Origin of the sequence: Pleurocapsa sp. PCC 7319 (genome assembly GCF_000332195.1) — a bacterium.
GTDB lineage: Bacteria > Cyanobacteriota > Cyanobacteriia > Cyanobacteriales > Xenococcaceae > Waterburya.
In genome coordinates, this window is sequence record NZ_KB235922.1 from 4,285,979 (window position 1) to 4,311,759 (window position 25,781).

Consider the following 25,781-nt stretch of genomic DNA (forward strand, 5'->3'; position numbering starts at 1 on the left):
GGATGTCACTCAATCAGCGAGTAGTCGGTGAAATTAACGCCGTGTGTGGTCAATGTCATTTCTGTCGAACTGAACAATCTACTCATTGCAGCGAACGTACAGTTTTAGGTATCGTAAACCGCAATGGTGCGTTAGCAGAATATTTATCCTTGCCAGTTGCTAACTTACATCCTGTACCAGATAACATTACTACTGATGCTGCTACTTTTACCGAACCCTTAGCAGCAGCATTAGAAATTCAAGAACAAATTGCGATCGCTCCTGAGCATCGAGTACTAGTGGTGGGAGATGGCAAACTAGGGCAATTAGTGGCGCAAACCATGGCTTTGACTGGTTGCGATTTACTAGTCGTCGGTCGTCATGCCGAAAAATTAGAGAAGTTAGAAACCAGAGGAATTAAAGTAGGTTTCGCTGATTTGGTAACATCGAGTAGTTTCGATATAGCGGTTGAATGTACGGGAAATCCTGAGGGTTTTAATCTGGCTTTACAGGGTTTACGCCCCAGAGGCACTTTAGTTTTAAAAAGCACTTATGCAGGTAAACTCAGTCTAGATGCTTCTGCTTTGGTGGTGAATGAAATTACAGTTATTGGTTCTCGTTGTGGTCCTTTTGCTAAAGCCATAGATATATTGGCTCAAGACAAAGTAGATGTAACCTCTTTGATTGAAACTACTTATCCCTTAGAGCAAGGATTAGATGCCTTTGAACATGCTCAACAGCGAGGAGTACTCAAAGTTTTATTAAAGATGGATTAGTAGTAGCACCCATAATATGCAACAACAATTAAGTTTAAATTTGTCTGATACCAAGAAAACTAATCAAAAAGATTTTAAAACTTTAACTTTACCTTCGGGGGAAGCTATGCCTGATGGAGAAGTGATTATTTATCAAAATTTTTTTGAGGAGTTAGAAAGCGATCGATTCTTTTCAGCCTTATTAAACACGATAAATTGGCGACAAAATAAAATCAAAATTTTTGGAAGGGAAGTTGATGTACCTAGATTAGAAGCTTGGTATGGAGATGAAGGAAAATCTTATATGTACTCAGGTATTAAGATGAATCCTGATGCTTGGACACCAGCCTTAGTTGCAATCAAAGAAAAAGTTGAAACAGTAGCCAAACTGAAATTCAACAGTGTTTTAATCAACTTATACCGAAATGGACGAGATTCTGTTTCTTGGCATAGTGATGATGAGCCAGAATTAGGAACTAATCCTACTATTGCTTCAGTAAGTTTTGGTGCTACTAGACGTTTTCAATTAAGACATAAATCAAATAAAAATCTAGAGAAACCAGAAGTTGCTTTAAATCACGGCAGTTTACTACTCATGAAAGGAGTGACACAGCACTTCTGGAAGCATCAAGTACCAAAAACTTCTAGAGTATTATCCGAAAGAATCAATTTGACCTTTAGAGTAATCAATTAAAAATAAAAATTTTCTACATTGCAACCCGCTCAATGAGAGAATCTAGTTTTGAAGGATAAATTACTTACAAAATAGTTCATAATTAATCATTATTAATCCACATCAAGCGGATCATTTCAATTAATCGGTTTAACGGCAGTAGTCAACTGAGAAATCCAGCCAACAGATTGAGTGGCAATCTTAATAAATCCTGTAGACTTTAGCCAAGCATCAACGCTCCCAGCGGCATAAACTTTTGAATAAGGTTCGCGAAAGAGTTTAATTAGCCAATTAGTATGACGTAATCGTTGCTGATTTCCATCAATAATAATAATTTGCCCTCCAGGCTTGAGTAGCCGTTGACATTCTTGCAGAATTGCCTGGGAAATTTGAACCGGGGTTTCATGAAATAGAAAGGCAATTGAGATTAAATCAAATTCACTATCGACAAAGTTACTTGCCTCCGCTAGTCCCTGTTGCCAGGTAATCGCTAAACCTGCTTGTTTTCCTTTATATTCCGCTACGGTTAACATATGGGGAGATAAATCCAGCCCAATTACGTTTGCTTGAGGAAAAGCTTGCTTCAGCATTAAAGTCGAACTTCCCGTACCACAACCCAAATCGAGAATAGACTGAGGTTTTCCTTTAATCTTGGCGATCGCTTGCTGACGTAGTTTTGTTTCGTTAGGAGGAGCTGCAAAGCGTGCTACGGCATCATAGGTAACAGGGGCAATCGCATTTAAATAACCGCCTTTGATACCATGAAAATCTTTACTGCTATAGTATTCAGGATAGTTATAATCCCGAGCAACAAAGCGATCGCTTGCTTGTTGCCAATCAACGGTATTGTATAGTCTAAGATTATCTTGACCAATAAAAACACCCACCAGTAATCTGAAAAAAGGTAAAAAGATTGGATTTTCTAAAATCGCCACAATAAAACTAAATGAAACAACAAATATTTCTTCTAATTAAAATAACCTCTACTATTCTGATAACTAGTGCTTTAGGACTAGAATTATGGAATGTTTATCTAAATCTACAACATGCTTCTCTGCCAACTAATCTGAATACTGTTTTCTGGCTCGGAAGTATTGCTCTAATCGCTCATGGCATCGAAGGATTAATCGCTGCCTTGAACGCCAATTCCCGTAATAAAAATCCTCTCACTTATGGTATCTATACCTTTTTTGTTGGCTTTGTGGGACTACAAGAGTTATTTGAGAATTAATTGAATCTCTGCCGAGTCATTTGTTTTGAGAATCAATTACCGAACTCCAATCATCATTTTTAACTGCCGCTTCTAATTTTTGATGACGCTGAAGATCGGCTTCACTATTGTTGCCTTGAGCTATCATTTCATCAGTCAGAGTAGCATCTGCCATTGCCTTACGTAGTTTGAGTTTTTTCTCTTCATAAGCATTGCGTTCTGCATCGCTCATGGCAGCTTTGGCTGCTTCGCCAATGGTACGCGCCCATGTTCCTTGCTCACCTGTATTACCCAAAGGAATATAATCTAACTCTGCTATCCATTTATTTTGCAGTGCTTCCATTGCCTGACGCTTAGGAAACTTAAAAGTTTTGACTCGAATAAAAGCGCAGACTTGTTCGCCGTTCTGGGCAATGTGTCCTTTAAGCGATCGCAATACATCCCGAGAATAACCAATATACTGATAAATGCGATCGCTATTTAAAACAGCATAAACTCCAGCAACCCTAGAATTTTCAACTTGTTGTTGCCATTCCGATACTAAAACTATAGCTGTTCCGTCCGATTCTAAAGCAACTGAAGAAGTATCAACATTATGTTCATCATCAGAACTATACAAAAAACTATGTAACCCTTGGTGAGCAGTGGGAACGTTTTGATGCTCGATGGGAGTATTATTTTCAGATTCCACAAAATTAGCCTATGTAAGCGTCACACTTAATCCTAGGGTATATTTATCTAATTAAATCAGATCTGGATAAGAATTTTAATTTAAACTGACCAGCTCAAAGCTAGATACATGAAAGACTGAAATACTCTAGTAACCTCAGTGGACTTCAAATAAAAACTATGTCGTAATTATTTTATGACTAACAACTTGAACTTTTTCCGTCTGTTGTTTGAGCCATTCGGTAAATAAATCAAACATAATTTTCTGCTGTAACTTATGATCTAATTCTGGTTTAACAATCTCTTCAACCAAAACCAGATATATGCCATCGGCAGTAACAATTGGTTTCAAAATTGCAGGAGGATTAGCAGCAAAAACCGCTGCCGAAACTTCTGGTTTCATTTCAGTACGGTTTACTTTGCCACGATAGCCTCCCTTACGACGTAATTCCCGATCTTGAATATATTCTTTGGCAGCTTCTGAAAAACTGATTTCACCTTCTTGAATTTCATAAAAAAGCTCGATCGCTTCATCTTCATCATCAAGAACAATTTCGTAGATAATCGCACCAGCATAATCTAATTGATGTTCGTAGAAATAAGGCTCAACTTTATCTTTAAATAGGTGCTTAGTTAGTTTTTGAGAGAGTAAAGTAATATAGACAATTTCTTCAAAATCATCGAGAGAAAGACCATATTTTTTTAACCAGGCCCAGGTAGCTTGAGCATCTTTCAGTTTACTCATCGCTCTCATTTGGTTGGCGGCTTTTTGTAATTCTTCGGTTGTTACTTCGATCCCTGCTTCTTCTATTGCTGCGCTGATAACTTTGCGGGTAACAATTTGCTCAACTATCTCAGGAATTTGACAAGATAGCTTGATCTGATGCAGGATATCTTCCTTGGTAATCGTAATAGTTTGGTTGGAATTGATTAGAGTTTGTGACATCATAATTTTCCTGTATGTATGTAATTAAAAATGAAAACTTTTTCTCCCCTACCACCTCTACTTCCCCTGCCTACATCAAAGTTCCAAACCTCCTTGTTGTAACTTCTTAAAGGGATCGAGAATAAAATCTATAATGCGTCGCTGGCGGACAACAACTTCTGCCGTTGCGGTATCTCCAGGGCGTAAAGCAATGCATTTACTAGCAGCAGGCAGGCAATCGCGGTCAAGTTTAATTTCTAGATTGTAGTTAGCTACTTGCCCTTGTTCTGTATCTATCAGTTCAGAGGTAGGAGATATGTCAGCTAACTCCCCGGTGACAATCCCGTAGTCTTGGAATGGATAGGCATCAAACTTGAGCTTGACGGGCATTCCTTTGGTTAAAGAACCACTTTCAGCCGTTGCCATCTGCGCCATAACTACCAAAGGGGAATCTTCTGGGGCAATTTCGGCGATCGCCTCTCCTGGTTGAACTACCTCCCCAGCTTTAGCGATCGCCAGGTTAAATACTGTCCCTTTTACGGGTGCTTTCAGGACTCGCTGTTTTAACTGATACTGAATAGAGGCAATCTGACTTTCGCTTTGGGCAATTTCGGCGATCAGGGTGGCAATTTCGGTTTCAATATTATTGAGTTGCTCTTGACTCCTCAAGATGGCTAGCTTACCAGTATGAGTCAAAGTGCGATCGCTTTTTTCTTGTTCTTGTAGTTGTAATTGAGCTTGTTCGATATCAGATTCAGCCTGACGAACCACTTGAGCATAACTATTTTCCTGTTCAGCTAAACGGAGTTGAGCCTGTTGAAAATCAGATTGAGCTTGATCGAAGGCTTGTTGTCTTTCGGCGATGATATCTTCTTGCTCGACTACTTGAACTTCGGCAATAATTCCTTGTTTCAAAGCTTGGCGATAGCGATCAATTTCTGTTTGAGCTTTGGTTAAAATGGCTTGAGCAGAATTTAAAGCAGTTTGACTATAGACAACATTTTGTTTTGCCTGATTAACTTGGGCTAATTTTTCTTCTTGTTGTGAATTATAGGATTTTTGATAAAACTGAAGTTGTTGTCGCGCCTGAGCTATCTGAGCCTGTTTTTCGAGCTTTTGTGCCTGACTTTCTTGTTCTTGAGTATTAACCGTTACCAAAAGCTGTTTTTTGAGTAATTCCAACTGATTAAGTTTATTTTGTTGACCGGTTAACTGAGTTTGTAGCTGCTGTAGTTCGGCACTAACCAGATCGGATTCCAATTCTAGTAAACTCTGTCCTGCTTCTACTGGTTCACCTGCTTTGATATTAATAGCTGCTACAGTGCCAGCTACAGGAGCATCTAAGATAAAAGTTTTACCACTTGGTTCTAATCTGCCCCTGGCAGTACCAGTTTCATCGACTTGGGAGAGCATTGCCCAAGGAAGGGCGATCGCTGTAAATACTGCCAGAAAATATAATAGTCCCCGTGTCCAAACTTTAGGTAAATTGTCGATCAGTTCTTTTGTTTGACTCGACCAATCATGCAGTTGGATCTGAGTAGAGTGTGCTAAGACTATTTCCGAACTACTGGGAGTAACTGATGGAGTTTGAGCAGTGCTAACAGGTTGGGATTGGGAAGCAGATGGTTTAGACTCAGTCAGGCTCGTAGATGAGGAAGTAGCTCCTTGACGAGTAGGAAGGATCACTGTTTCAACTGATTCCAGCTTTTCAAATAAACCTGGAGAAAAGTGCAGATAACCTTGATTGACAAATCTGATGCCATAAATTAATTCTTCTGCTGAAGTAGTTTTAAGTAAATAGCCTTTAGCTCCCGCATGAAGAGCTTTTTTAAGGTGTAATTCTGTTGCCGAATCACTTAAAACAATTGTTTTACTCTGAGGAAAATCTTGAGCGATCGCCGTGGTGGCTTCTAATCCCTGTATTCCAGGTATTTCCAAATCCATCAAGACAATATTGGGGTTTAAATTTTCTACTTGTTTTAGAGCAGCACCAGCATCAATAACACTTCCGACTATGGCAAAATCTGGCTGGTGTACTAAATAGTTGCGTAGTGTTTCTCCAAATGAATTACTATCACCTACCAGCAAAATTTTTATCTTTGACCCGGTAATTCGCTTCTTAACTGGCAAAATAGCCGTATCCTTGGAGTTGGCTGGAAATTTTCCATTAACCATGTCATTTGGTATTTCCGTAAAGCTAAGATTAAATGAGATATGTTTTTCGCTTAACCAACAACAGCTAGTTGTTGTTGATTGAGATAAAAATAGTGACCGCGTTTAGCCATCAATTTTTCGTGAGTGCCGCTTTCAACTACAATTCCTCGATCCAGTACCAGAATTACATCTGCCTTACGCACAGTAGAAAGACGGTGGGCAATCACTAAAGTAGTACGATTGTGAAGAAATTGCTCGAGGTTATTTTGGATAATTCTTTCTGACTCGGCATCAAGACTACTGGTAGCCTCATCGAGAATCAGTAATGGCGGGTTGCCTAACAAAGCCCGAGCGATCGCTAGTCGCTGTCTTTGACCCCCAGAAAGCATACCTCCCCCCTCCCCAATTTGGGTTTCGTAAGCCATGGGAAAGTCTTTAATAAACTCGTGTGCGCCTGCCTGTTGCGCAGCAGTGATAATTGCTTCTAAGTCGGCATGGGGCTTGGAGACGCTGATATTTTCGCGAATCGTCCCCCCAAAAAGAAAAGTATCTTGATCGACAACACCCACCTGTTCTCTAAGGGAGCGCAAAGAGATATTAGCCAGATCGTAGCCATCAATATAAATCTTTCCTTCTGTAGGAGGATAAAGACCCAAAAGTAATTTGGAGATGGTGGTTTTCCCTGAACCACTGCGCCCTACCAGTGCCACTGTTTGTCCTGGCTCTACTGTAAAGGAAAGATTTTCTAAAGTATTGCGATCGCTTTCGGGATGGTAGCGAAATGTCACATTATCAAACCGAATTTGACCGCGAAGCGGTGGCAATGAAGAACAACTAGAATTTTGTAAATTTTCTTCTAATTCCGTATCAATGACATCATTAATTCGTTCTATGGCAATGACTACTTCTTGTAATTCATTCCAGAGGACAATTAACCGTTGAAAAGGTTTAATCACGTTAACTAACAGCATATTAAACGCCACCAACTGTCCGATAGTTAGCTCGTTGCTAATTACTAACCAGGCACCGAACCAAAGTAATGCGGTGCGGACGGTAGTTTCTATAGTCGCGCTTAATATTTGTAGTCTGTTACCAATTACCTGTCCAGAAAAGTTCTTTTTAATTGCCTTACCGAATAAGTCTTCCCAATTCCACTGTACCGACTGTTCCACCGCCATCGATTTAACTGTGCTAATACCAGTCAAAGATTGAATTAGATATCCTGTTTCTTCCGCATGAGCAAAAAAAATCTCACGCGAAACTCGTTTTAAGAAGGGAGTGGCGACTAATGCCAAGATGACAAACGGTGGCACAATGACCAAAGTTAACAATGCCATCTTCCAGCTATACCAAAACATCAGTCCGACATAAATGAACACGGTTAATAAGTCGAGAATGATGGCTAAAGCTTCCCCGGTCAAGAATCGCTGAATCTTACGATTTTCTTGGACACGAGCAATAATGTCCCCTACGTAACGAGATTCAAAAAAGCCTAGAGGTAAGCGGAAAGTATGATTGATAAAGCCGACAATTAAAGAGAGATCGACTCGGTTAGCCGTATGATCTAGTAGATACTGTCGCAGTCCAGTCATCGCAACTTGAAACCAGCCAAAAATTAGTAATCCCAAACCCACGGCGGTTAAAGTTAGATTACTTTGCTGCACCACTACTCGGTCTAAAAGTAACTGAGTAAATAGAGGTGTAATTAAGCCAAAAACTTGAATTAAGATCGAGGCAATAAATATTTCTAGTAAAACTATTCCATGGGGTTTGACTAATTCAAAAAACTGCCAGAAAGGAGTACTGGCTTCAGGAGCGTCTTTGAGAAATGCTGTCGGCTGCAACAACAGTGTATAGTTAGTCCAACGCTCCTTAAATTCGCCATGGGAAAAGTTGCGCTGTCCAATGGCTGGATCGCAGACAATCACAGAATCTTTGGTTATTCGGTAGACGACGATGTAGTGTTTGCCTTCCCAATGGATGATCGCAGGTAAACTTTGTTTAGCTAATTGATCTAAACTGGCTTTAACTGGGCGAGTAGTAAAGCCAATACTTTCCGCTGCTGCGGCTAATCCTCTTAAAGAAGCACCATTGCGATCGACATTGGCAATATCTCGCAGGCGACTCACACTAAATTTTTTACCCCAGTAACGACCAATCATGACCAAACAAGCTGCACCACAATCTGAGTCACTTTGTTGAGCGTAGAAAGGATAACGACGACTAACTTTTTGCCATAAATGACCTATTTTAAGACTGGGGTTAGGAAAATAAGCTTTATTTACTTTTTTAACTCTCTTTAGCTCGGTATTAGTTGATGAAACTTCTACTGGTTTGGCTTGAGGGATAATCTGAGCCACAGCTTGATTAGAATTAGTAACCAGAGAATTAAACTCTTGAGCCTGATGATAAAGATGTTCTTGGATCTGGGGATGTCGTTGAACTAATGTTAATAGCAATTCTGGTGGCAAATAACAAAGTTCTAAATTACGAGCAGCTCTTGCCGAGTATGGTTCGAAAGCACGATCGGGAAAAAAGGTAGCCTCTCCGAAAGATTCTCCAGCTTTGAGGTTAGTAATTAACTCTCCAGCATGATCGATTAGCCGTACTTTTCCCGCAACAATCAGATATACTCCAGCTTCGGCTCCTGTAGTCTCCCAAAACTTACCGACTTTTGGTTTGATTGTTTTGAGCTGTTGGAGACAGTTAGAAAACTCTGATTCAGAAAAAGTATGTCCCAAAATATCATTAATCTGCTGACGGGAAACCTTCGATATATTTTGAACCATGATTTTAATTACTGGCGAGGGGATTAAAGTTCCAAATTTCTGAAGTGTCAAACATAGAAACCGTATCTAAATTGTCGATTTGGATACCTTTACTAGAGCGATCTCCTTCTGCTTCAACTACCGGTTTTGGTCGAGTAGATAACCCCATCTGTTTTAATAATCTGTTTAGATGTTGAGGAGTTACCTTAATCCCTAATTCTTTATGGAGATGCTGGCTGAGTTTTTGAGCAGTCCAACGTTTAAAAGGATATTGATAGTCTTGATTGGGAACATTAACCTCTTGAGGACTTTTAGTTACTAACTGTTTCAAACGCTGTAGATACTCCTCATGTACTAATGTTGGACGACCAATAGGATTTGATTTCCAATGATGGGCTTGATTAGTTCTTGCCATAGTGATCCAATGTCTAGCTGTAGCCTGACAGCAGCCTAATTCTTGGCATATTTGAGCTTGAGTTTTACCCTCATCAGCTAGAAGCATTATTTGTATTCGTTGACGTTGTTTATCTGTCAGTTCGGGTTGCAAACTTTTTTGCAGCAACTTGCGCTGAAAAGATGTTAAATATTTACCCACAGCTTGGCATTCATCGTCTTTAGGGGTTTGGAAGTGTTTTTGTGACATAACCTAACTAAGCAATAATTAAAATTTATTCTCAATATTTGTTGATTCTCAATATTTTCTGGACACATAATTGATTTAAATTTATGATTTCTGTCAATAAAAATCACCTAATTGGCATTAGCAACAGATTAGGTACTTAATTAGGTATTATTTGGTAACTACCACAGCAGGGCAGAAACGGTGGCAAGTTTATTATCAGAACTATCAATCGGATAAAAATGCTTGTAAACCAAAGTTAGAAAAGAATTCGGTTTCAGAAGGAATTAAACAAAAAGCGATCACATTTGGAGTTTCACTACCCTTTATCGCTTTTGTTTTTGGAATTACAGCAGAGAAAAGCCCACGAGCGAAGCGAGCTTTAGCCGTGGGATGAAAAAACCGCTCACGCTGTATATGCAATTAGGGGCATTGTTCAAACGAGGGTTACAGTTGGAGGAAAAATTCCTCTCAAAAGCTATTTTCGCGCCTGCTATTCTAGTTTCTACTTACGCCAAGAAAAACTAAAAGTAGTACCTTTACCGACTTGAGATTCTAACTCAATTGTTCCTCCTTGACTCTCAACTATTTTTTTGACAATCGATAAACCGATGCCTGAACTTTCATTATGATCGCGACTAGATAAGGTCTGAAATATGCCAAAGATGCGCTCTTGATGTTCTAGAGCAATACCATCACCATCATCGGTAACTGCAAAATAATAGAATTGGGGAGTTTCTGTAGCAGAGATTTCAATTTTTCCTGCTTGACTGTGGTGATGTTTGATCCCATTACTAATTAAATTGCTAAAAACCTGTTCTAAAGCAATTTTTTGTGTGTTCAAAGTGGGCATCGATTCGTCAATAGCGATCGCAAATTTTGGTGGTGGTGCTATAGAATCAATAATATCCATTAATAAATCTTTAACTGCAACTATTTCCGTTGGGCTTTGTTCTCGTCCTACCCGTGAATACTTAAGTAAAGACTGGATAAACATTTGCATTCTACCAACCCGACTTTTTAATAATTTCAGGTTTTGTCTGATATCGTCGTCGAGTTTATCTTCTAAGTCTTCTTCAATCCATTCTGAAAGATTGCGAATTGCTCGCAAAGGTGCTTTAAGATCGTGAGAGACTATATAAGTAAATTCGTCTAGTTCTCGATTACGTTTTTTTAATAAAGAAGTTGTCTGTTCTAAATCTTGGTTAATACTGATTAATCGCTCTTTTTGCTCCTTGGATAGAGCTTCTGCTCGTTTTCGCTCGCTAATGTCAATAATCGTGCCAAAATAACCAATACGCTCTCCACGATCGCCATACATAATTACTGCTTTTCCTGATACCCAAGTTATTGTGCCATCAGGAGACTGAAAACGATATTCCGAGGTAAACTCTGTTCCCAATTGAGCAGTTTCGTACCATTGCTGATAAACCCTGGCTTTATCTTCAGGATGCAAAGCATTACTCCAGCCTTGTCCCAATGCTTCTGCTTGGGAAAGTCCCGTAATTTCCAGCCAGCGAGGATTAACATATACACAGTCTCCTTGGCAGTTTGTTTGGAAAATACCCACAGGGGCTTGAGTTACTAAAACTCGAAACCTAGCTTCACTTTGCTGTAGAGCTTTTTCAATTTGTTTGCGTTCGGTAATGTTGCGCCACACGGCAATAAAACCATCCTCTAGTCGATCAATTCTAATCTCAAAGACTTTAGCTTGATTTTCTGGCTCCTGAGATTTTAAAAAAAATTCTCTCGAGACAGCTTTTCCAGTTTCTATAACCTCACAGCACAAAGAAAATAGTTCACCTTGGAAATCAAAAATGTTTAGGAGGCAAGTATTTGATTCTTTTTGCCTTTGCCAATCGAACAAATTATTTTTACAAGCAGATTCATTAAGATAATCGGGACGAAAACCAATAATCTGAAAATTTTCATCGCGAATGCTGGTATAGATCCCAAAACAGTCCAGCATATTCTCAACAGAAACACGAAATTTGTGTTCGTTGCGTTGAGCTAACTGATGTAAGCGAACCTGTTCTAGTACAGAGCGAATCGTGAAACGGAGACTATTAGCATTAGTGTTACCTTTGGTTAAATAATCTTTAACCCCTGCCTTCATTACTTTAACTGCGATCTCCTCGTTTCCTTCACCAGTTAACACTATTATTGGAGGTAGGCGATCTGGAAGAGATCCGCGAAGCTGTGCGTAACTTTCTTTCAATTTTGCTACAAACTCTAATCCATCTAAGTCTGGCAAATTAAAATCGAGCAAGATCAGATCGGGGTGATGGCGGAAAAAACGCTCTAGTCCTTCTTCTCCCGTCTCGGCTTCGATAATATTATAGGTACAGATAGGATCTTGTTTGAGATAGCGATGGTAAGTATGACGATCCTCTAAATTATCATCAACAATTAATATCGTTTTTTGAGAAGATGTCATTGTCTAGATTGACACATATAAAGCAGCACAATAATTTTAACAATATTTTAATACTACACAACTCTACTAAGGATTGATAAGTGAAATTATTAACTCAAAAGCATTAAACCAATATTCCCAAAAGTTTTGTACTAATTAATTTATACGATTGGTTGTCGCATCTCAAATGCAAACATCTTTTGCAAATCTTCGATATCACACTTAATACTTTTGAAAACATGATTTTTTAGAACATAGATGATGAAAATTTTAGAAGTGCCATCACATTGGTTTGATTGTAAATAAAATAATGTTTTTTTCCCAACTTGGAGCCTAAACTAAATTCTATCGTTACTATTGAATAAACGGTTTATTAAAACAGTTACTTTGGTGATGGCTGAATTTAAACGTAGTTTGGCGGTGGTAATTGGGATTAACGAATATCACAACGGAATTGCTCGCCTCAAAACTGCAGTTCCTGATGCGATCGCGATCGCCGAAATCCTTAAAGATCATTATCAATATCAATTAGTTCATCCTAATTTTAAGACAGGAGTAATCGTCAATCACTATGCTACTAAAGATCGCCTCAAAAGCCTCTTTACAGATATTCTGCCTAATAAAATAAGGCCTACCCAGAGCGATCGCCTAGTACTCTACTTTGCTGGACATGGTATTGCTCGTAGTAGCGATACTGGTCCAGAAGGCTATCTCGTCCCCCAAGATGGGAATGTCAATGAGCCTAATTCTTTGTTGCGGATGGGGGATTTACATGACTGGTTGTCCTATCTCGAATGCAGACATCTATTAGTAATTCTCGATTGTTGCTTTGCAGGGACATTTCGTTGGGCAAGTACTCGTAAACTGATTCCCATTCCAGAGAAAATTCATTGGGAGCATTACTATCGTTTTATTAAATATTCTGCATGGCAAGTAATTACCTCTGCGGCACATAACCAAGAAGCCTTAGACTTTCTCAATAATCGCGATCTCGACACTAGTCAACAACATTCTCCCTTTGCCGAAGGATTGATTAAAGCTTTGGGCGATCGCCAAGCAGATTTAATTGCTGATGGTGTAATTACTACTCCCGAACTATATCTCTATCTTCGAGATTATGTAGAGTTAAACTCCCAAGAAAAACAGACTCCAGGATTTTTCCCTTTAACCAAACACGATCGCGGAGAATATATTTTCAAACTCCCCGATCTTGAACCACAATTAGAACCTGCACCCAAACTAGAAAAAGACAATAATCCCTATCGAGGCTTAGAATCCTTTGAAGAAAGACATTCACGTCTCTTTTTTGGCAGACAAGAAGTTATTCAGGACTTATTTGAGAAAGTTACTCAACCTCATCAGCAGTTAACCGTAGTTTTGGGTATATCTGGTTCGGGAAAATCTAGTTTAGTCAAGGCAGGTTTAATTCCCTATTTACGGGAAAAGGAGCCTCAAAAATGGCAGATACTCGAACCGATCCGACCTGGAAATAAACCTTTTAGTTCTCTTGCTAGAGTTTTATCTGCCCTTAATAACCAAGACCAAACCAACTTTGAGGATCAAGTAGTTTTATTCGATCATAATCCCCCTACTGAAGCTAGTCGTAGTCTAGCTGGAGACACTACTATCCTCGGTCAAAAGCTGCAACAAAATCCTCATCAGTCAATTAATTCAATTCAAACTTGGTCTCGGGAACATTCTCAGACTAAGTTGCTATTAGTCATCGATCAATTTGAAGAGTTGATTACTCTAGCACAAGCCACAGTTACTACAACCGAGGAGCAAAAATCAACTTGGTGGAATAAACTTCAAACAAAACTTTTTTCAGCTACTAGAGGGAAAACTGACCCAGTTGAAACTCAAAAAAGAGAAGAATGCCATGATTTTATCGATCTGCTAGCTCAAATCTTAGAGCAATGTCCCCAGGTTAGTTTAATTATTACTTTGCGCTCTGATTTTGAACCAAGATTTCTAACTTCAGCCTTACAGTCAGATTGGGCAATTTCCCGTTTTGTAGTCCGTGCTATGCGATCAGATGAATTAAGAGATGTAGTGGAAAAACCCGCTACCGAGATGGCATTGTATTTTGAACCGGCTAATTTAGTAGATCGTCTGGTGGATGAAGTAGCTCAGATGCCAGGAGCTTTACCATTGCTATCTTTTACTCTCAGTGAGATGTATATCAATTTACATCGTGCCTGGATTGAAGAAGGAAAGGAAGATCGAGCCTTGACCGTAGATGCGGACTTTGAAAGAGAAGGTGGAGTAGCTGGTGCTCTAACTAGGAGAGCTAATCAAGAATATGACAATCTACCCAATCAAGCTCATCAATTAACGATGCGCCAAGTAATGTTACGGATGGTAGAAATTGATGGAGGTGAAGCTGTTAAGCGCAGGGTATTAAAGCCAGAGCTAATCTATCCTAGCCAGTCAGAGAATCAGCGAGTTGAAAGGGTATTGAATAGTTTAGTCGATACCCGCCTGATTGTTACGGGCAAAGATACTGAATCAGACAGCATTTATTACGAGCCTGCCCACGATTTCTTAGTCCGAGGTTGGGATAAATTGCAGGATTGGCTACAAAAAGGTCAATTACAAGATAATTTATTCTTACAGCGTCTTCTAACTCCTGCGGCATTTGAATGGCAAGAAAAGAAAAAACCGCGAGATTATCTCTGGAATGCGAATCCAAGATTAGGCATACTTAAGCAAATACTTGGGTCTGAGAATAATTGGTTTAATCAAGTAGAAAAGGAATTTGTTAAAGATAGTATAGACCAGAAAAAATTAAACGTTACCATGCGTTGGAGTGGTGCGATCGCCGTAATTACGATTTTAAGTACATTGTTAATTGCAGCTTTGTTAGCACGCATGCAAGCCAAGATTGGTCAAAGCAATGCCTCCAAACAATCTGCCAGACTTAATCTGACCTCCAATCAGTCTTTAGATTCAATGCTTGATAACCTAAGAGCAGCAACAGCTCTACAAGATTATCTTTTGAAGCTATCAGGACTTAATGAGCAATTAAAACAGCCAGTAGCAAAAACATTACAATGGTCGGTTTATCAAGTTAAAGAACTTAATCGGATGCAAGGGAATGTAGAAGATACTGTACCAGTTAGAAGTATTTTTAACCCTCAAGGTGATTTACTGGCTAGTGCCGAAGAAAATGGCATCATTCGTTTGTGGAATCTACAAGGAGAAGAGTTAAGAAGCTGGCAAGCTGATCGGCACAGAGTCTGGACGGTATCCTTTAGTTCCGCTCAAGATTACCAAAATAACTTAGTTAGTGGTTCAGAAAGCGGGATGATTCGCCTCTGGAATTTAGAAGGAGAAGAATTAGCTGCCTGGAAAGCTCATCAAGGGCAAGTTAGAGATTTTGACTTTAGTCAGGACGGTCAATTAATGGTTAGTGCTGGATGGAACGACGGCACCGTAGCTTTGTGGAACTTGCAGGGAAAACTATTAAGACGATGGCAAGCAGATTCAGACATGGTTAAAAGTGTTAGTTTTAGCCCCGACGAGCAATTAATCGCCACTGCTGGCAGAGATCAAACCATTCGTCTTTGGAATTTTCAGGGTAAATTATTGCAAAAATTTCCTGTCCATTCTTGGAAAGTAATCTTTAGCCCTAATGGTCAGTTATTTGCCAGTGCTGGAGATGATGGAGTAGTCAAAGTTTGGAATCGAAAATATCAGCTAGTAGGATCTTGGCAAGCTGATAGGCAACGCCTTTGGAACATCGCCTTTAGTTCCGATGGTCAAGCGATCGCCAGTGCGGGGGAGGATGGTAATGCTAGGGTATGGAACTTACATGGCAAGCAGTTATCAGAATTTAGAGGACATAATGGTCCTGTAAGGAGTGTTAGTTTTAGTCAAGATGGCAAACTTCTAGCTAGTTCGGGAGATGATGGCACTACTCGTTTATGGACTCTGGAGAATCAAGAGTTAGCCAAATGGCAGGGAGATAGAAACTGGATTCAGGACTTAGTCTTTAGTATTGATGGCAAATTTTTAGCCAGTACTGGAGAAGATGGCAAGATACGCCTTTGGGATCTTGAGGGCAAACTGTTATCAGAATTTTTAGGACATTATTCATTGATCGGTAGGATTAGTTTAAGTCCTGATGGACAATTACTAGCTGGTGTTAGTAAAAATGGGACTGTTCATCTTTGGAATTTGCAGGGTGAATTATTACAAACATTGCCAACTCAGATCCGTTCTCCAGAAACCATTAGATTCAGCCGTGATGGTCAGTTACTAGCTATTGCCGGTGCGAACGGGATAATCAAACTGTGGAACCTACAAGGTGAATTAGTAGCTGAATTGTCAGAACATGAGGGTCTAGTTAATAGTCTCAGTTTTAGTCCCGATGGTAAATTACTAGCCAGTGCTAGTGAAGACGGCACTGTGATCGTCTGGGATTGGGAATCAGAACAAGTAATCAATCAATTTCAGGATCACATTGGGGAGGTTTACGCCGTGGCTTTTAGTCCTGATGGTAAGTGGCTAGCTAGTGGTGGTCAAGACAGCACAATTCGTCGCTGGAATATTGAAAATAATTCCACTAAGTTTCCTTTGCATATTTACCAAGCAAGAGTGAATTCAGTAATCTATAGTCCTGATGGAAAAACAATTTTCAGCAGTGATGATCGTGGTTCGGTTCGACTATGGGATTTTGATAGTGGAGAGTCTCTGGCAACTTGGACAGCTCATCAATCTGGCATTAAACGCCTTAGTTTAAATCCAGAGGGAAATTTACTTGCTACAACAGGAGAAGGAGGAGAGATTAAATTATGGCGGATTGATTCTTTTGAACAGTTAATTGGTCAAGTTTGCTCATTAATGGAGAATTATCTGCAAAATAACTCTGCTGTCGCTCAGAGCGATCGCTTTCTCTGTAATAATACACCATAAACCCATTAACCTAAGCGGGCGGCGGGAATCGAACCCGCGTCATTAGCTTGGAAGGCTAAGGTCTTACCATTACACAACGCCCGCAAAACAGCAATTTTTTTATTGCCTTAGCTATCGTAGCATAATTATTTCAAATTATGTCAATCTGACTGATGCATCTTCAGTGAGAAATTAGAAGTACAAAGGATCTCAAAAACTACTCAATATCGGCTCCTGCTTCCTCTTCCTAAACTAATTGTCCAACTTGATTTTGGGAAAATTCTCTGCATTTCTTTCCCTAAATAATAGCTATTGTGAACAATTCTGTTAAAAAGCTAAAACATTTTCAGGTGAAGTCTTAGTGTAGTAAGCTTAGGAATCATGATTAATTTAAACTGAAAGTTTTAATTGCAACTTTTATGCTCTATTTTGTGACCAAAACAGATATTGAGTTCTTACTGATGTTTAATTCACATGACAAAGTATTAAGGAAATCAAAGGTCAAAAGCATTAATTTTGGCTAAACATGATTTTTTTTGACTAATTTTTTTCGGAAACAAGGATTTTTTATTATATTGTGACTGCATGCTTACAAAAAGACATGAATAATCATCAGTTTAAATCGTTCAAACGAATCAATTTAATGCTCTTACCAGTAGCTATGCTAACTATGGCTACTGAAACTTCTGCTCAGGAAAAGGGTAAGACAGACATTGATCGTGTCGATCAGATTTTGTACTTGGCTCAAACTCCAGAATTGCCTCCAGGTGTTAATACGGATAATTTACCTCGTTCTCCCCTTCCAGATACTCAGCAGAAACCGAGGATTGTTCCACTGCCACCGATTGAAGACTTTTTAGAATCTCCGCCAAACCAGTTGCCAGAAGGAGAAGCTCCAGAACTAGAAGTTGAATTCGAAGTTAATAAATTTAAGTTAGAAGGCAATACAGTTTTGAAAGAAGAAGAATTAGAAGCTGTATTCAAAAAATATCGCGATCGCCCTTTAACTTTTGCCGATTTATTAGAGTTAGAAACTAAACTAACTAAACTCTACACTAGCAACGGTTATATAAATTCAGGGGTAGTGATTCCCCAGCAAAATGTCAGTCAAGGGGTAGTCACAATTCAAGCGATCGAGGGTAGAGTTGAAGAAATTAACGTCAACGTTGATGGTCGTTTAAAAGAAAGCTATATTCGTTCTCGTCTCAGCAGAGGAACGAAATCCCCATTAAATATTGAAGAACTGCAGGAAGCATTACAACTACTACAGCTTAATCCTTTAGTCGAGAGTCTCAATGCGGAACTATCTGTAGGCTTAAGTCGCGATCGCTGGGCATTAGATGTGGATGTCAATCAAGGAAATGCTTTTGACCCCGTATTATTTGTCAACAATAGTCGTACCCCCAGTGTAGGCAGTGTACAACGGGGTTTAGAGCTGAATCATAACAATGTTTTAGGTTATGCCGATCGCTTTAGTTTTGTCTTTAAAAATACTGACGGCAGTAACGATTTTGATACCAACTATACTATTCCCGTTAACTCCCTTGATGGAACTGTAGGGTTGCGTTATCGCTATGTAGACAGCGATATTATTGAAGGAGATTTTGACGATTTAGATATCGAATCTCAGACTGATGAACTAGAGTTCACCCTGAGGCAACCGGTCTTTTTGAGTGCCAATTCTGAATCGACTCAGGAACTAGCTTTAGGTTTAGAATTTTCCCGTCAAACCAATGAAGTTTCTTTGCGAGATGAACCTTTTCCTGACCTCTCTCCTGGAGCAGATGAAGATGGCGAGACCAAGATTTCTGCCCTGCGTTTTTTCCAAGATTGGACAAGACGTACTCGTAAAGATGTATTGGCAGCGCGATCGCAATTTAGCTTAGGGCTAGATATTTTTGATGCGACAGTTAATGAAGGTGCGCCAGATGGTAAATTTGTCTCTTGGCGGGGACAAGTACAGTGGTTGAGGCAATTAGCGTCCAGCTCCAATATCAATTTACTTCTACGTTCTGATATTCAGCTTTCTGGTGACGATTTAGTACCTCTGGAGAGGTTTAGCTTGGGTGGAGTAGACAGCGTTCGCGGTTATCGTCAGGATGCCCTACTAGGAGATAGTGGCTTATTTATCTCCGCTGAAGTTAGAATTCCTTTCTATCGTTGGAGTCGGCGACAAAGTAGTCTTTCAGCAATTCCCTTTATCGATTTTGGGACTAGCTGGAGTAATTCCGATAACGTTAATCAAGATGAAGATACGGTGGTATCGTTTGGAGTCGGGTTACAGTTAGATCTAAGCGATATGCTCCGTGCCCGTTTAGATTATGGTATTCCCCTAGTAGATGTGGAAGACAGTGGCGATACTCTACAAGAAGATGGTTTGTATTTTTCTCTGGAATATTTTCCTTTTTAAATCTTTTTTATCCCTAAAAAATACTATATTGAGTTCCTGACAAAACGATGAATCTAAAATTAATCTTGAGATGGCTAGGACAAGGCGTAAACTGGCTAATGAGCCAATTAAGTCAGCTTTATTTTCCTTTCAGATGGAGTAAAACTGCTGTTGGCTTTATGGTCTTAGTTACCGTTGGCATAATCACTGCCATTACCTTGCCAGCAATGTCTCAAGATGTCAATCAAGTACAGCCCCAAAAATTAGCTCAAAAAGGCAAAGAATATTACGAAGCAGGAAAATTAGCTCGAGCAATTAAAACCTGGCAAAAAGCTACAGTAGCTTATCAAGATCAAGGCAACCTTGATGGTAGTAGAGAAAGCTATCTCAATACTGCCACGGCGCAACAAGCTTTGGGTCTTTATCCCCAATCCTGCGATAGCCTATTAGGAGCATTTGACCTCACTAATAAAACTAGTTGTAGCAACATCATCGAGCAAGCTCAAACTATAGAACCGCAGTTAGAGGGAATCGTTCCTATGACTGAAGAAGCGGAAGCTAAATTTTTACCCGATGTCTCTGATATCGAGCAATATCCCGATTCTGTAGATAAAGTTACCGGTTTACTTCGTTTTGGTGATTATCTTCGTGAAAGTGGCTACCCCAGAGTAGCAAGCAAAGCCTTAGAAATGGGTTTGGAGACAACAAACAGACTTGACGATCCTCTCCAGCAAACTGCCACCTTGCTGAGTTTGGGCAATACGGCTAGAGCGATCGCTATAGAAAAACAGAATCAGTTTCCTCCACAAACTGTGGTTTTAGATACAATTGCCAACTCTGGTGGTTCAGCAGAATCTGCCTTAACACCCTATCAACCAGCTTTATCTTATTATGAGCAGGCAGCCCAGACTTCTCCCAATCAATTAGATGGATTAAAAGCAGAACTAAATGGTCTTAGTCTGTTGCTAGATATCAAAGATTTTTGGCAGGATGCGATCGTCGAGCTGAATCAAAATATTAATCTCCTAGAAATTAGCGATCCTGAGTTTCTTAGTCAGATTACAGATGGCTCAGAACGACTGAATCGAGAATTAAATCAACAGCTAAACCCGCAAATTACAGCGGCAATTAGTAAAATTGAACCTGAAGTAGATAGTTTTCCCTCCACTCGAGCGGGTATTTATGGCAAGATCAATTTTGCTCAAAGCCTAATTCGTCAGGGTAGAACTGACCAAGATACTGCGGAAATTCTGGCTACAGCAATACAGCAATCCCGTGAAATCAATAACGTAATTGCTGAAGCAGAGGCAATGGGCTATCTGGGCTATCTTTATGAACAACAAGGACAATATGCTGAAGCTAGTCGCTTAACCGAAGGTTCATTACAACTAGCTCCTACCGCAGAGTATCCTGAAGTCGCTTATCGTTGGAACTCCCAGCTAGGAAGAATCTTAGCCGCCCAAGGGAAACGTGATAACGCTCTTAACGCTTACGAGGCATCCTTTAACACCATTAAAGCTTTGCGGAGTGATTTAGCAACTACTCCGGTTGAACCAATCTTTCGAGATTATATAAGCTTACTACTAGAAGAAGAACCAACTCTTCCCCAATTAAATCAAGCTCGTGATGTCCTAGAATCTTTGCAGATTGTTAAATTAGACAACTTCTTCCGCGATCCTTGTTCCCAAGTAGCAGAAGAACCAGTGGCGATCGATGATGTAGATTCAGAAGCAGCAGTAATTTATCCGATACTGCTTCAAGACCGTTTAGAAGTAATTTTGACACTTCCTGGACAACCCCTCCGCCATTATGAGACTAAAAATCTGACTCAAAAACAAGTCGATAACACTATTAAAAAACTGCGTCGTCGCTCCCTAACTAATCCTGGTTTTGCCGAGGCTATTCGTGGTGCAAGAGGTACCGATGAACCAGAAGCAGAAATTGCCAAAATTAAACGCTCTCAAGAAGAATCCCTTCAGGAAGATATCTTACCCCTGGCGTCAGAAATCTACAGTTGGTTGATTGAACCAGCAGAAGAAGACCTTAAAGCCAGTGGTGTTAAGACCCTCGTATTTGTTCTAGATGGTTCATTGCGTAACATTCCTATGTCTTTGCTTTACGATCAAAAAGAACAACAATATCTAATTGAGAAAGATTATAATATTGCTCTTAGCTCTGGTTTACAGCTAACTAATCCTCAACCACTCAAAAGACAGCAGATTAGAGTATTAGCAGCAGGAGTTACCAACGAATTTCCAGCATATCGTTTTCCACCAATTCCTAAAGTAGAAGACGAGTTAAAAGAAATCAAACGAATTTTCAATAAATCAGAAATTCTTCTCAATCAAGATTTTACAGAAGCTAGCCTTCAAGAAAAATTACAGGAATCAGATTTTCCTGTAGTTCATCTGGCAACTCACGGTCAATTTGGCTCAACATCTGACCAAACTTTTATTCTCAGTGGTGCTAAAGAAGGAAACCCCCTGATTAACGTTAACCGATTTGATAATTTACTCCGGGCTGGGAATTTAAAACGTTCTCAACCGATTGAATTATTAGTTCTCAGTGCTTGTAATACTGCCGAAGGAGATAGCCAGGCTATTCTTGGTTTAGCAGGGGTCGCAGTGCGTGCCGGCGCTCGTAGTACCCTCGCAACGTTATGGGGAGCTAATGACGAGGCTACTGCCAATCTGATGGGTAAGTTTTACAATAATTTGGCGAATGATGTTCAAATTAGTAAAGCTAGAGCCTTGCGCCAAGCACAATTAGATTTATTGGCAGAAGAAGACTCTCAGTATCGTCATCCTTACTATTGGGCTCCCTTTGTATTAGTGGGTAATTGGTTATAAGTATGATTTACTAAACGACTAAGATTTGTGATCATGCTCAGATTAAGAAGCTGATAGAGAATTGCTATCAGCTATCAGCATCAAAAACGATACTAATAAAAAGCGATCACTCTCTTATGTAAAGGCGATCGCTTTTTTTTCTAATCTAATTACTAAATATTTAAGAATTACATCACGACTTTCTTCGCTAGTCCTAAACTGCGTAATACTTGGATTGCCCACCAGGTCACATCAATTTCCCACCAACGTTGACCAGCTTTAGCAACACGAGGTCTGAAGTGATGGTTGTTGTGCCAGCCTTCGCCATAAGCTAGAATGCCGACCCACCAGAGGTTGAGAGAACCATCTTCACATTCAAAGTTTTTGTAACCCCAGAAATGTGTAGCAGAGTTGACAAACCAGGTGCAGTGCCATAGAGTTACTGCTCTAACAAAGATACCGTAGATAACAAAAGACCAACCACCTAAAGCGTATAAGGCAAGACCTAAAGCAATTTGAACCAAGATAAAGTTGTTGTTTAACCAACGATAGTAGGGATCTCTATCAGTACGGGGGGCATATCTTTTATATTGATCGTAATCGAAGTATTTATCCTGTTTAAACATTAACCAACCCATATGACTCCACCAAAAACCGCGTTTAGCAGAATAAGGATCTTTGTCATTGTCTTCAGTGTGGGCGTGGTGTAAGCTGTGTCCTGCTACCCAGAAAATAGGACCACCTTGTAATGCTAGTGCACCGCAGGTTACTAGAATACGTTCTAACCATTTGGGTACTTCCAAACTGCGATGAGTCAAGATACGATGATATGCCAAGCAAATACCAATACTGCCACACAACCAGTGGAAGAAAATTGCTACCCCCAAGGCAGACCAGGAGAAAAACCAGGGTGCTGATAAGGCTATGATGTGAAAAGCAGCAAAAAAGATTATGTTAACCCAGCATAATTGGAGCTTTTCCTCTGCTGGTTGAACCGCTGACGATGACTGAATCTTGGGGGCAATCAATTGTTGTGTCATTAATACTTGTCCTAAAGATACTTTAAGGTTAAGAGCTGAAGAGCCTGTTTATACTAGGTTTTAGCAAATACACCCTTAATACTCTTAGCTTCTGTGACGCTTGCTAGTCTGATATTTAAGATTACTTAAATATGTTTTGCAAGTGTCGCTTACATATCGCAGTCTAACAGCTATTAATTTTTAATGCAAGTGAGACTTACATTGTTTTCTGGAAACTGCTACTCTAGGCGTTGTCATTATTGATTTAAATAAAATAGAAACAGACATTTGAGCTTATTACCAATGGACAATTGATAAGTGATACTTGACAATTAATTAGGTTTAAAGCTGAGAGAGTTGTCTATTGTCTGTTATTGAATATTTAGCTTTGCCGAGTTTGCTGAGATATCGATTGAATATTTTATGTCTAGCCCACGAAAATCCACCAAAGCCCGTCTAATTGAAGCAGCCCTAGACTTATTTGCTGAGAGAGGAGTTACAGAAACTACTACTAAAGCTGTTGCCGAGCGCGCTCAAGTAAACGAAGTTACCTTATTTCGTAATTTTGGCAACAAGTACCGTTTGCTTTTGGCAGTGATTCAAGATTCGGCAGTGTTTGCTAAATTGGTTCATGCGTTAGTAGAACAGGCAAATGCTAAGGATAGTGTGGCAGATTTTCTCCAGGAGTACGCTCAAGAAAGTTTAAATACCCTAGACAAAGCACCTGATTTGGTACGTTCTATTGTCGGAGAGTCGGGTAATTATCCTATTGAAAATCGTCTAGCGTTGGGAAAGGGTCTCGATGAAGCCAGTCGCTACGTGGCAGGGTATTTAGAAGAAGCGATCGCTAAAGAAAATTTAACTAGTAATTTGACATCAGAGCAAATAGTCAACCTACTCAACTTTATGCTGATCGGTTATTTCACCATACAGTCTAGCTGCGAAGGTTATACTCTTTGGGAAGATCAGAATGATTTTTTAGACAGTTTAGTAACCTTATTTTTACAAGGTTCTTTTGCTGGCTCTGACTTTACAAGTGCCGTTACTGAAACCAGTATTGTTAAAGTAAAGCCAAAAGAAGTAGCCGATTTACCAGCCAGTTTAGTGCGATCGCTATTTCGTAATGCCAAAAAAATGGGGAAACAAGAATATGCCTTAGTTTATGTCTTGTTTGGGGCAGGTTTATCGGTTTCAGAAATTATACATTTAGAGCGATCGCATTCTGTAGTTGAACCTCAGCAACACATCTTACAAATTAATTATGGTATTGAGCGACAAGTTCCTCTCAATCAATGGGTGATGGGTTTTCGCTATGGTTCAACATCTACTAATCCCCTAACTTATTGGTTAAAAAGTCGTAAGGATGAGCAACCAGCAATTTTTATTAATGATGCAAGTAACGCTATCTCTGAGCCAGAACTACAAACTATTTGGCAAGAGTTAACTGCTGATTTATTAACTCCTCAAGGTCAACCTCCCATGATTGAACAAGCTAGACAAACTTGGTGTATAGAAATGTTGATGAAGGGGATGGAATTAGAAGATTTGAGTATTTTGAGTGGCATGGAAATTAAGCAGCTACAGAAATATGCCCTTAGAGCCAGAAACAAAGCAGCACTTGAAGCAGCGGCTAAGCTAGATCAGAAGAAATCTTGAGTGACTTTCTCCCGGGTGAACGAAAAAAGGTGTGGAGTTAAATAATAGAGACGCTTTAAGTAACGAGTAAAAAGTAACGAGTAACGGCAATTAAAATTTTGGCCACCGTAAATTTCGCTCACCTCTTTGACCTCTAATGAAGATATTTTTGTTATGATATCTTTACATATCTTAATAAAGTATTAAATTGAGAAATAATCATGAGTATTAAAGCAGTATTTGTCAGTATTACTTGCACCTTATTGTTTAGCTTGTTGTCGATCCAGAATGCGATCGCTGCTAATTTAGTTTCTCATGCTCCTGTTGAGGCGCAAGTATACATTATTGAACCTACAGATGGAGCAACTTTACCTGAAACGTTTACCGTTCAATTTGGTTTATCAGGAATGGATCTAGTGCCTGCTGGAGTTGAGCAAGAAAATGCTGGACATCACCATTTATTAATCGATCAACCAGAATTATCTGATTGGACTTCATCATTGCCCGCCACAGAACAAATTCGTCACTTTGGAAAAGCTCAAACCGAAACAGAACTTACCCTCTCTCCTGGAGAACATACTCTACAATTGGTTTTAGGTAACTATGCTCACGTTCCCCATGACAACCCCGTAATCTCTGATACTATTACAGTGAACGTTAAATAGGTTAAATTTGAGCTGTTAGGGCGATCGCTAATAGTTAATGATTTAGCAGACTAGAGTTAACTTTTCTTTCGGTTGTGAACAAATCTTCAGATAATATAAATCTCTACCTTTAATTGATTTAAATTTGAATTTAAACCTACCAGGGAAATTTTAGCAATGTTGTTTGTTATTAGGTATTTTC

At 39.5% G+C, this 25,781-nt stretch carries 17 protein-coding genes and 1 tRNA gene; 9 read left to right on the forward strand and 9 right to left on the reverse strand.

Features of this window, described 5'->3' with window-relative positions; genetic code table 11:
• Window positions 1-2 precede the first annotated feature (2 nt).
• A complete protein-coding gene (locus PLEUR7319_RS0123550) occupies window positions 3-755 on the forward strand; it encodes a zinc-binding dehydrogenase (protein ID WP_019507689.1) in 753 nt (250 codons plus the stop codon).
• A 16-nt stretch (window positions 756-771) separates the two neighbouring features.
• Window positions 772-1,428 (forward strand): alpha-ketoglutarate-dependent dioxygenase AlkB, encoded by a 657-nt coding sequence (locus PLEUR7319_RS0123555; RefSeq protein ID WP_019507690.1) that lies wholly within the window; start codon window positions 772-774, stop codon window positions 1,426-1,428.
• A gap of 116 nt (window positions 1,429-1,544) precedes the next feature.
• Here the strand turns inward: PLEUR7319_RS0123555 and PLEUR7319_RS0123560 are convergent, their stop codons facing one another.
• Window positions 1,545-2,342 (reverse strand): class I SAM-dependent methyltransferase, encoded by a 798-nt coding sequence (locus PLEUR7319_RS0123560; protein WP_019507691.1) that lies wholly within the window; start codon window positions 2,340-2,342, stop codon window positions 1,545-1,547.
• 11 nt (window positions 2,343-2,353) lie between these two features.
• On the opposite strand from PLEUR7319_RS0123560, the gene PLEUR7319_RS0123565 reads away from it, so the two are divergent.
• Window positions 2,354-2,638, forward strand: a complete 285-nt coding sequence (locus tag PLEUR7319_RS0123565; RefSeq protein WP_019507692.1) for a hypothetical protein — start codon at window positions 2,354-2,356, stop codon at window positions 2,636-2,638.
• A gap of 16 nt (window positions 2,639-2,654) precedes the next feature.
• On the opposite strand, the gene PLEUR7319_RS0123570 is transcribed toward PLEUR7319_RS0123565, so the two are convergent.
• The 5 genes from PLEUR7319_RS0123570 to PLEUR7319_RS0123590 all read right to left on the reverse strand — a co-directional run bounded on the left by PLEUR7319_RS0123570 (window position 2,655) and on the right by PLEUR7319_RS0123590 (window position 9,776).
• Window positions 2,655-3,308: a GIY-YIG nuclease family protein gene (locus tag PLEUR7319_RS0123570; protein ID WP_019507693.1), complete on the reverse strand. Its 654-nt coding sequence runs from the start codon at window positions 3,306-3,308 to the stop codon at window positions 2,655-2,657.
• 156 nt (window positions 3,309-3,464) lie between these two features.
• Entirely contained in the window at window positions 3,465-4,232 is a 768-nt protein-coding gene (locus tag PLEUR7319_RS0123575; protein WP_019507694.1) for a peptidylprolyl isomerase, read from the reverse strand.
• A gap of 75 nt (window positions 4,233-4,307) precedes the next feature.
• Window positions 4,308-6,386, reverse strand: coding sequence for an HlyD family efflux transporter periplasmic adaptor subunit (locus PLEUR7319_RS0123580; protein ID WP_019507695.1), 2,079 nt, complete (start codon window positions 6,384-6,386; stop codon window positions 4,308-4,310).
• 50 nt (window positions 6,387-6,436) lie between these two features.
• On the reverse strand, window positions 6,437-9,154 hold the full coding sequence (locus tag PLEUR7319_RS0123585; protein ID WP_019507696.1) for a peptidase domain-containing ABC transporter: 2,718 nt from the start codon (window positions 9,152-9,154) through the stop codon (window positions 6,437-6,439).
• 4 nt (window positions 9,155-9,158) lie between these two features.
• A complete protein-coding gene (locus PLEUR7319_RS0123590) occupies window positions 9,159-9,776 on the reverse strand; it encodes a winged helix-turn-helix domain-containing protein (protein ID WP_019507697.1) in 618 nt (205 codons plus the stop codon).
• 151 nt (window positions 9,777-9,927) lie between these two features.
• On the opposite strand from PLEUR7319_RS0123590, the gene PLEUR7319_RS0123595 reads away from it, so the two are divergent.
• On the forward strand, window positions 9,928-10,149 hold the full coding sequence (locus PLEUR7319_RS0123595; protein ID WP_019507698.1) for a hypothetical protein: 222 nt from the start codon (window positions 9,928-9,930) through the stop codon (window positions 10,147-10,149).
• A 108-nt stretch (window positions 10,150-10,257) separates the two neighbouring features.
• Here PLEUR7319_RS0123595 and PLEUR7319_RS38465 read toward each other — a convergent pair whose 3' ends face one another.
• Window positions 10,258-12,189, reverse strand: a complete 1,932-nt coding sequence (locus PLEUR7319_RS38465) for a PAS domain S-box protein (RefSeq protein ID WP_019507700.1) — start codon at window positions 12,187-12,189, stop codon at window positions 10,258-10,260.
• Window positions 12,190-12,525: 336 nt separating this feature from the next.
• Between PLEUR7319_RS38465 and PLEUR7319_RS0123610 the strand changes: the two genes are divergently transcribed.
• Entirely contained in the window at window positions 12,526-17,085 is a 4,560-nt protein-coding gene (locus PLEUR7319_RS0123610; protein WP_237743609.1) for a caspase family protein, read from the forward strand.
• Window positions 17,086-17,098: 13 nt separating this feature from the next.
• On the opposite strand, the gene PLEUR7319_RS0123615 is transcribed toward PLEUR7319_RS0123610, so the two are convergent.
• Window positions 17,099-17,169: transfer RNA gene (locus PLEUR7319_RS0123615), tRNA-Gly, on the reverse strand.
• 496 nt (window positions 17,170-17,665) lie between these two features.
• On the opposite strand from PLEUR7319_RS0123615, the gene PLEUR7319_RS0123620 reads away from it, so the two are divergent.
• Window positions 17,666-19,474: a ShlB/FhaC/HecB family hemolysin secretion/activation protein gene (locus tag PLEUR7319_RS0123620; RefSeq protein ID WP_237743610.1), complete on the forward strand. Its 1,809-nt coding sequence runs from the start codon at window positions 17,666-17,668 to the stop codon at window positions 19,472-19,474.
• A 47-nt stretch (window positions 19,475-19,521) separates the two neighbouring features.
• The gene (locus PLEUR7319_RS0123625) at window positions 19,522-22,302 is read left to right on the forward strand and encodes a CHAT domain-containing protein (RefSeq protein WP_019507703.1); all 2,781 of its coding nucleotides are present in this window, start codon (window positions 19,522-19,524) and stop codon (window positions 22,300-22,302) included.
• A 167-nt stretch (window positions 22,303-22,469) separates the two neighbouring features.
• Here the strand turns inward: PLEUR7319_RS0123625 and PLEUR7319_RS0123630 are convergent, their stop codons facing one another.
• The gene (locus tag PLEUR7319_RS0123630; RefSeq protein WP_019507704.1) at window positions 22,470-23,321 is read right to left on the reverse strand and encodes a fatty acid desaturase; all 852 of its coding nucleotides are present in this window, start codon (window positions 23,319-23,321) and stop codon (window positions 22,470-22,472) included.
• A 402-nt stretch (window positions 23,322-23,723) separates the two neighbouring features.
• On the opposite strand from PLEUR7319_RS0123630, the gene PLEUR7319_RS0123635 reads away from it, so the two are divergent.
• The gene (locus PLEUR7319_RS0123635) at window positions 23,724-24,956 is read left to right on the forward strand and encodes a TetR/AcrR family transcriptional regulator (RefSeq protein WP_019507705.1); all 1,233 of its coding nucleotides are present in this window, start codon (window positions 23,724-23,726) and stop codon (window positions 24,954-24,956) included.
• 200 nt (window positions 24,957-25,156) lie between these two features.
• Window positions 25,157-25,600 (forward strand): DUF4399 domain-containing protein, encoded by a 444-nt coding sequence (locus tag PLEUR7319_RS0123640; protein ID WP_019507706.1) that lies wholly within the window; start codon window positions 25,157-25,159, stop codon window positions 25,598-25,600.
• Window positions 25,601-25,781: the final 181 nt, after the last annotated feature.

Coding starts and splice junctions, on each gene's coding strand:
- PLEUR7319_RS0123550 (WP_019507689.1), top strand. CDS start 3: ATGTCACTCAATCAGCGAGTAGTCGGTGAAATTAACGCCGTGTGTGGT.
- PLEUR7319_RS0123555 (WP_019507690.1), top strand. CDS start 772: ATGCAACAACAATTAAGTTTAAATTTGTCTGATACCAAGAAAACTAAT.
- PLEUR7319_RS0123565 (WP_019507692.1), top strand. CDS start 2,354: ATGAAACAACAAATATTTCTTCTAATTAAAATAACCTCTACTATTCTG.
- PLEUR7319_RS0123575 (WP_019507694.1), bottom strand. CDS start 4,232: ATGTCACAAACTCTAATCAATTCCAACCAAACTATTACGATTACCAAG.
- PLEUR7319_RS0123580 (WP_019507695.1), bottom strand. CDS start 6,386: ATGGTTAATGGAAAATTTCCAGCCAACTCCAAGGATACGGCTATTTTG.
- PLEUR7319_RS0123585 (WP_019507696.1), bottom strand. CDS start 9,154: ATGGTTCAAAATATATCGAAGGTTTCCCGTCAGCAGATTAATGATATT.
- PLEUR7319_RS0123590 (WP_019507697.1), bottom strand. CDS start 9,776: ATGTCACAAAAACACTTCCAAACCCCTAAAGACGATGAATGCCAAGCT.
- PLEUR7319_RS38465 (WP_019507700.1), bottom strand. CDS start 12,189: ATGACATCTTCTCAAAAAACGATATTAATTGTTGATGATAATTTAGAG.
- PLEUR7319_RS0123620 (WP_237743610.1), top strand. CDS start 17,666: ATGAATAATCATCAGTTTAAATCGTTCAAACGAATCAATTTAATGCTC.
- PLEUR7319_RS0123625 (WP_019507703.1), top strand. CDS start 19,522: ATGAATCTAAAATTAATCTTGAGATGGCTAGGACAAGGCGTAAACTGG.
- PLEUR7319_RS0123630 (WP_019507704.1), bottom strand. CDS start 23,321: ATGACACAACAATTGATTGCCCCCAAGATTCAGTCATCGTCAGCGGTT.
- PLEUR7319_RS0123635 (WP_019507705.1), top strand. CDS start 23,724: ATGTCTAGCCCACGAAAATCCACCAAAGCCCGTCTAATTGAAGCAGCC.
- PLEUR7319_RS0123640 (WP_019507706.1), top strand. CDS start 25,157: ATGAGTATTAAAGCAGTATTTGTCAGTATTACTTGCACCTTATTGTTT.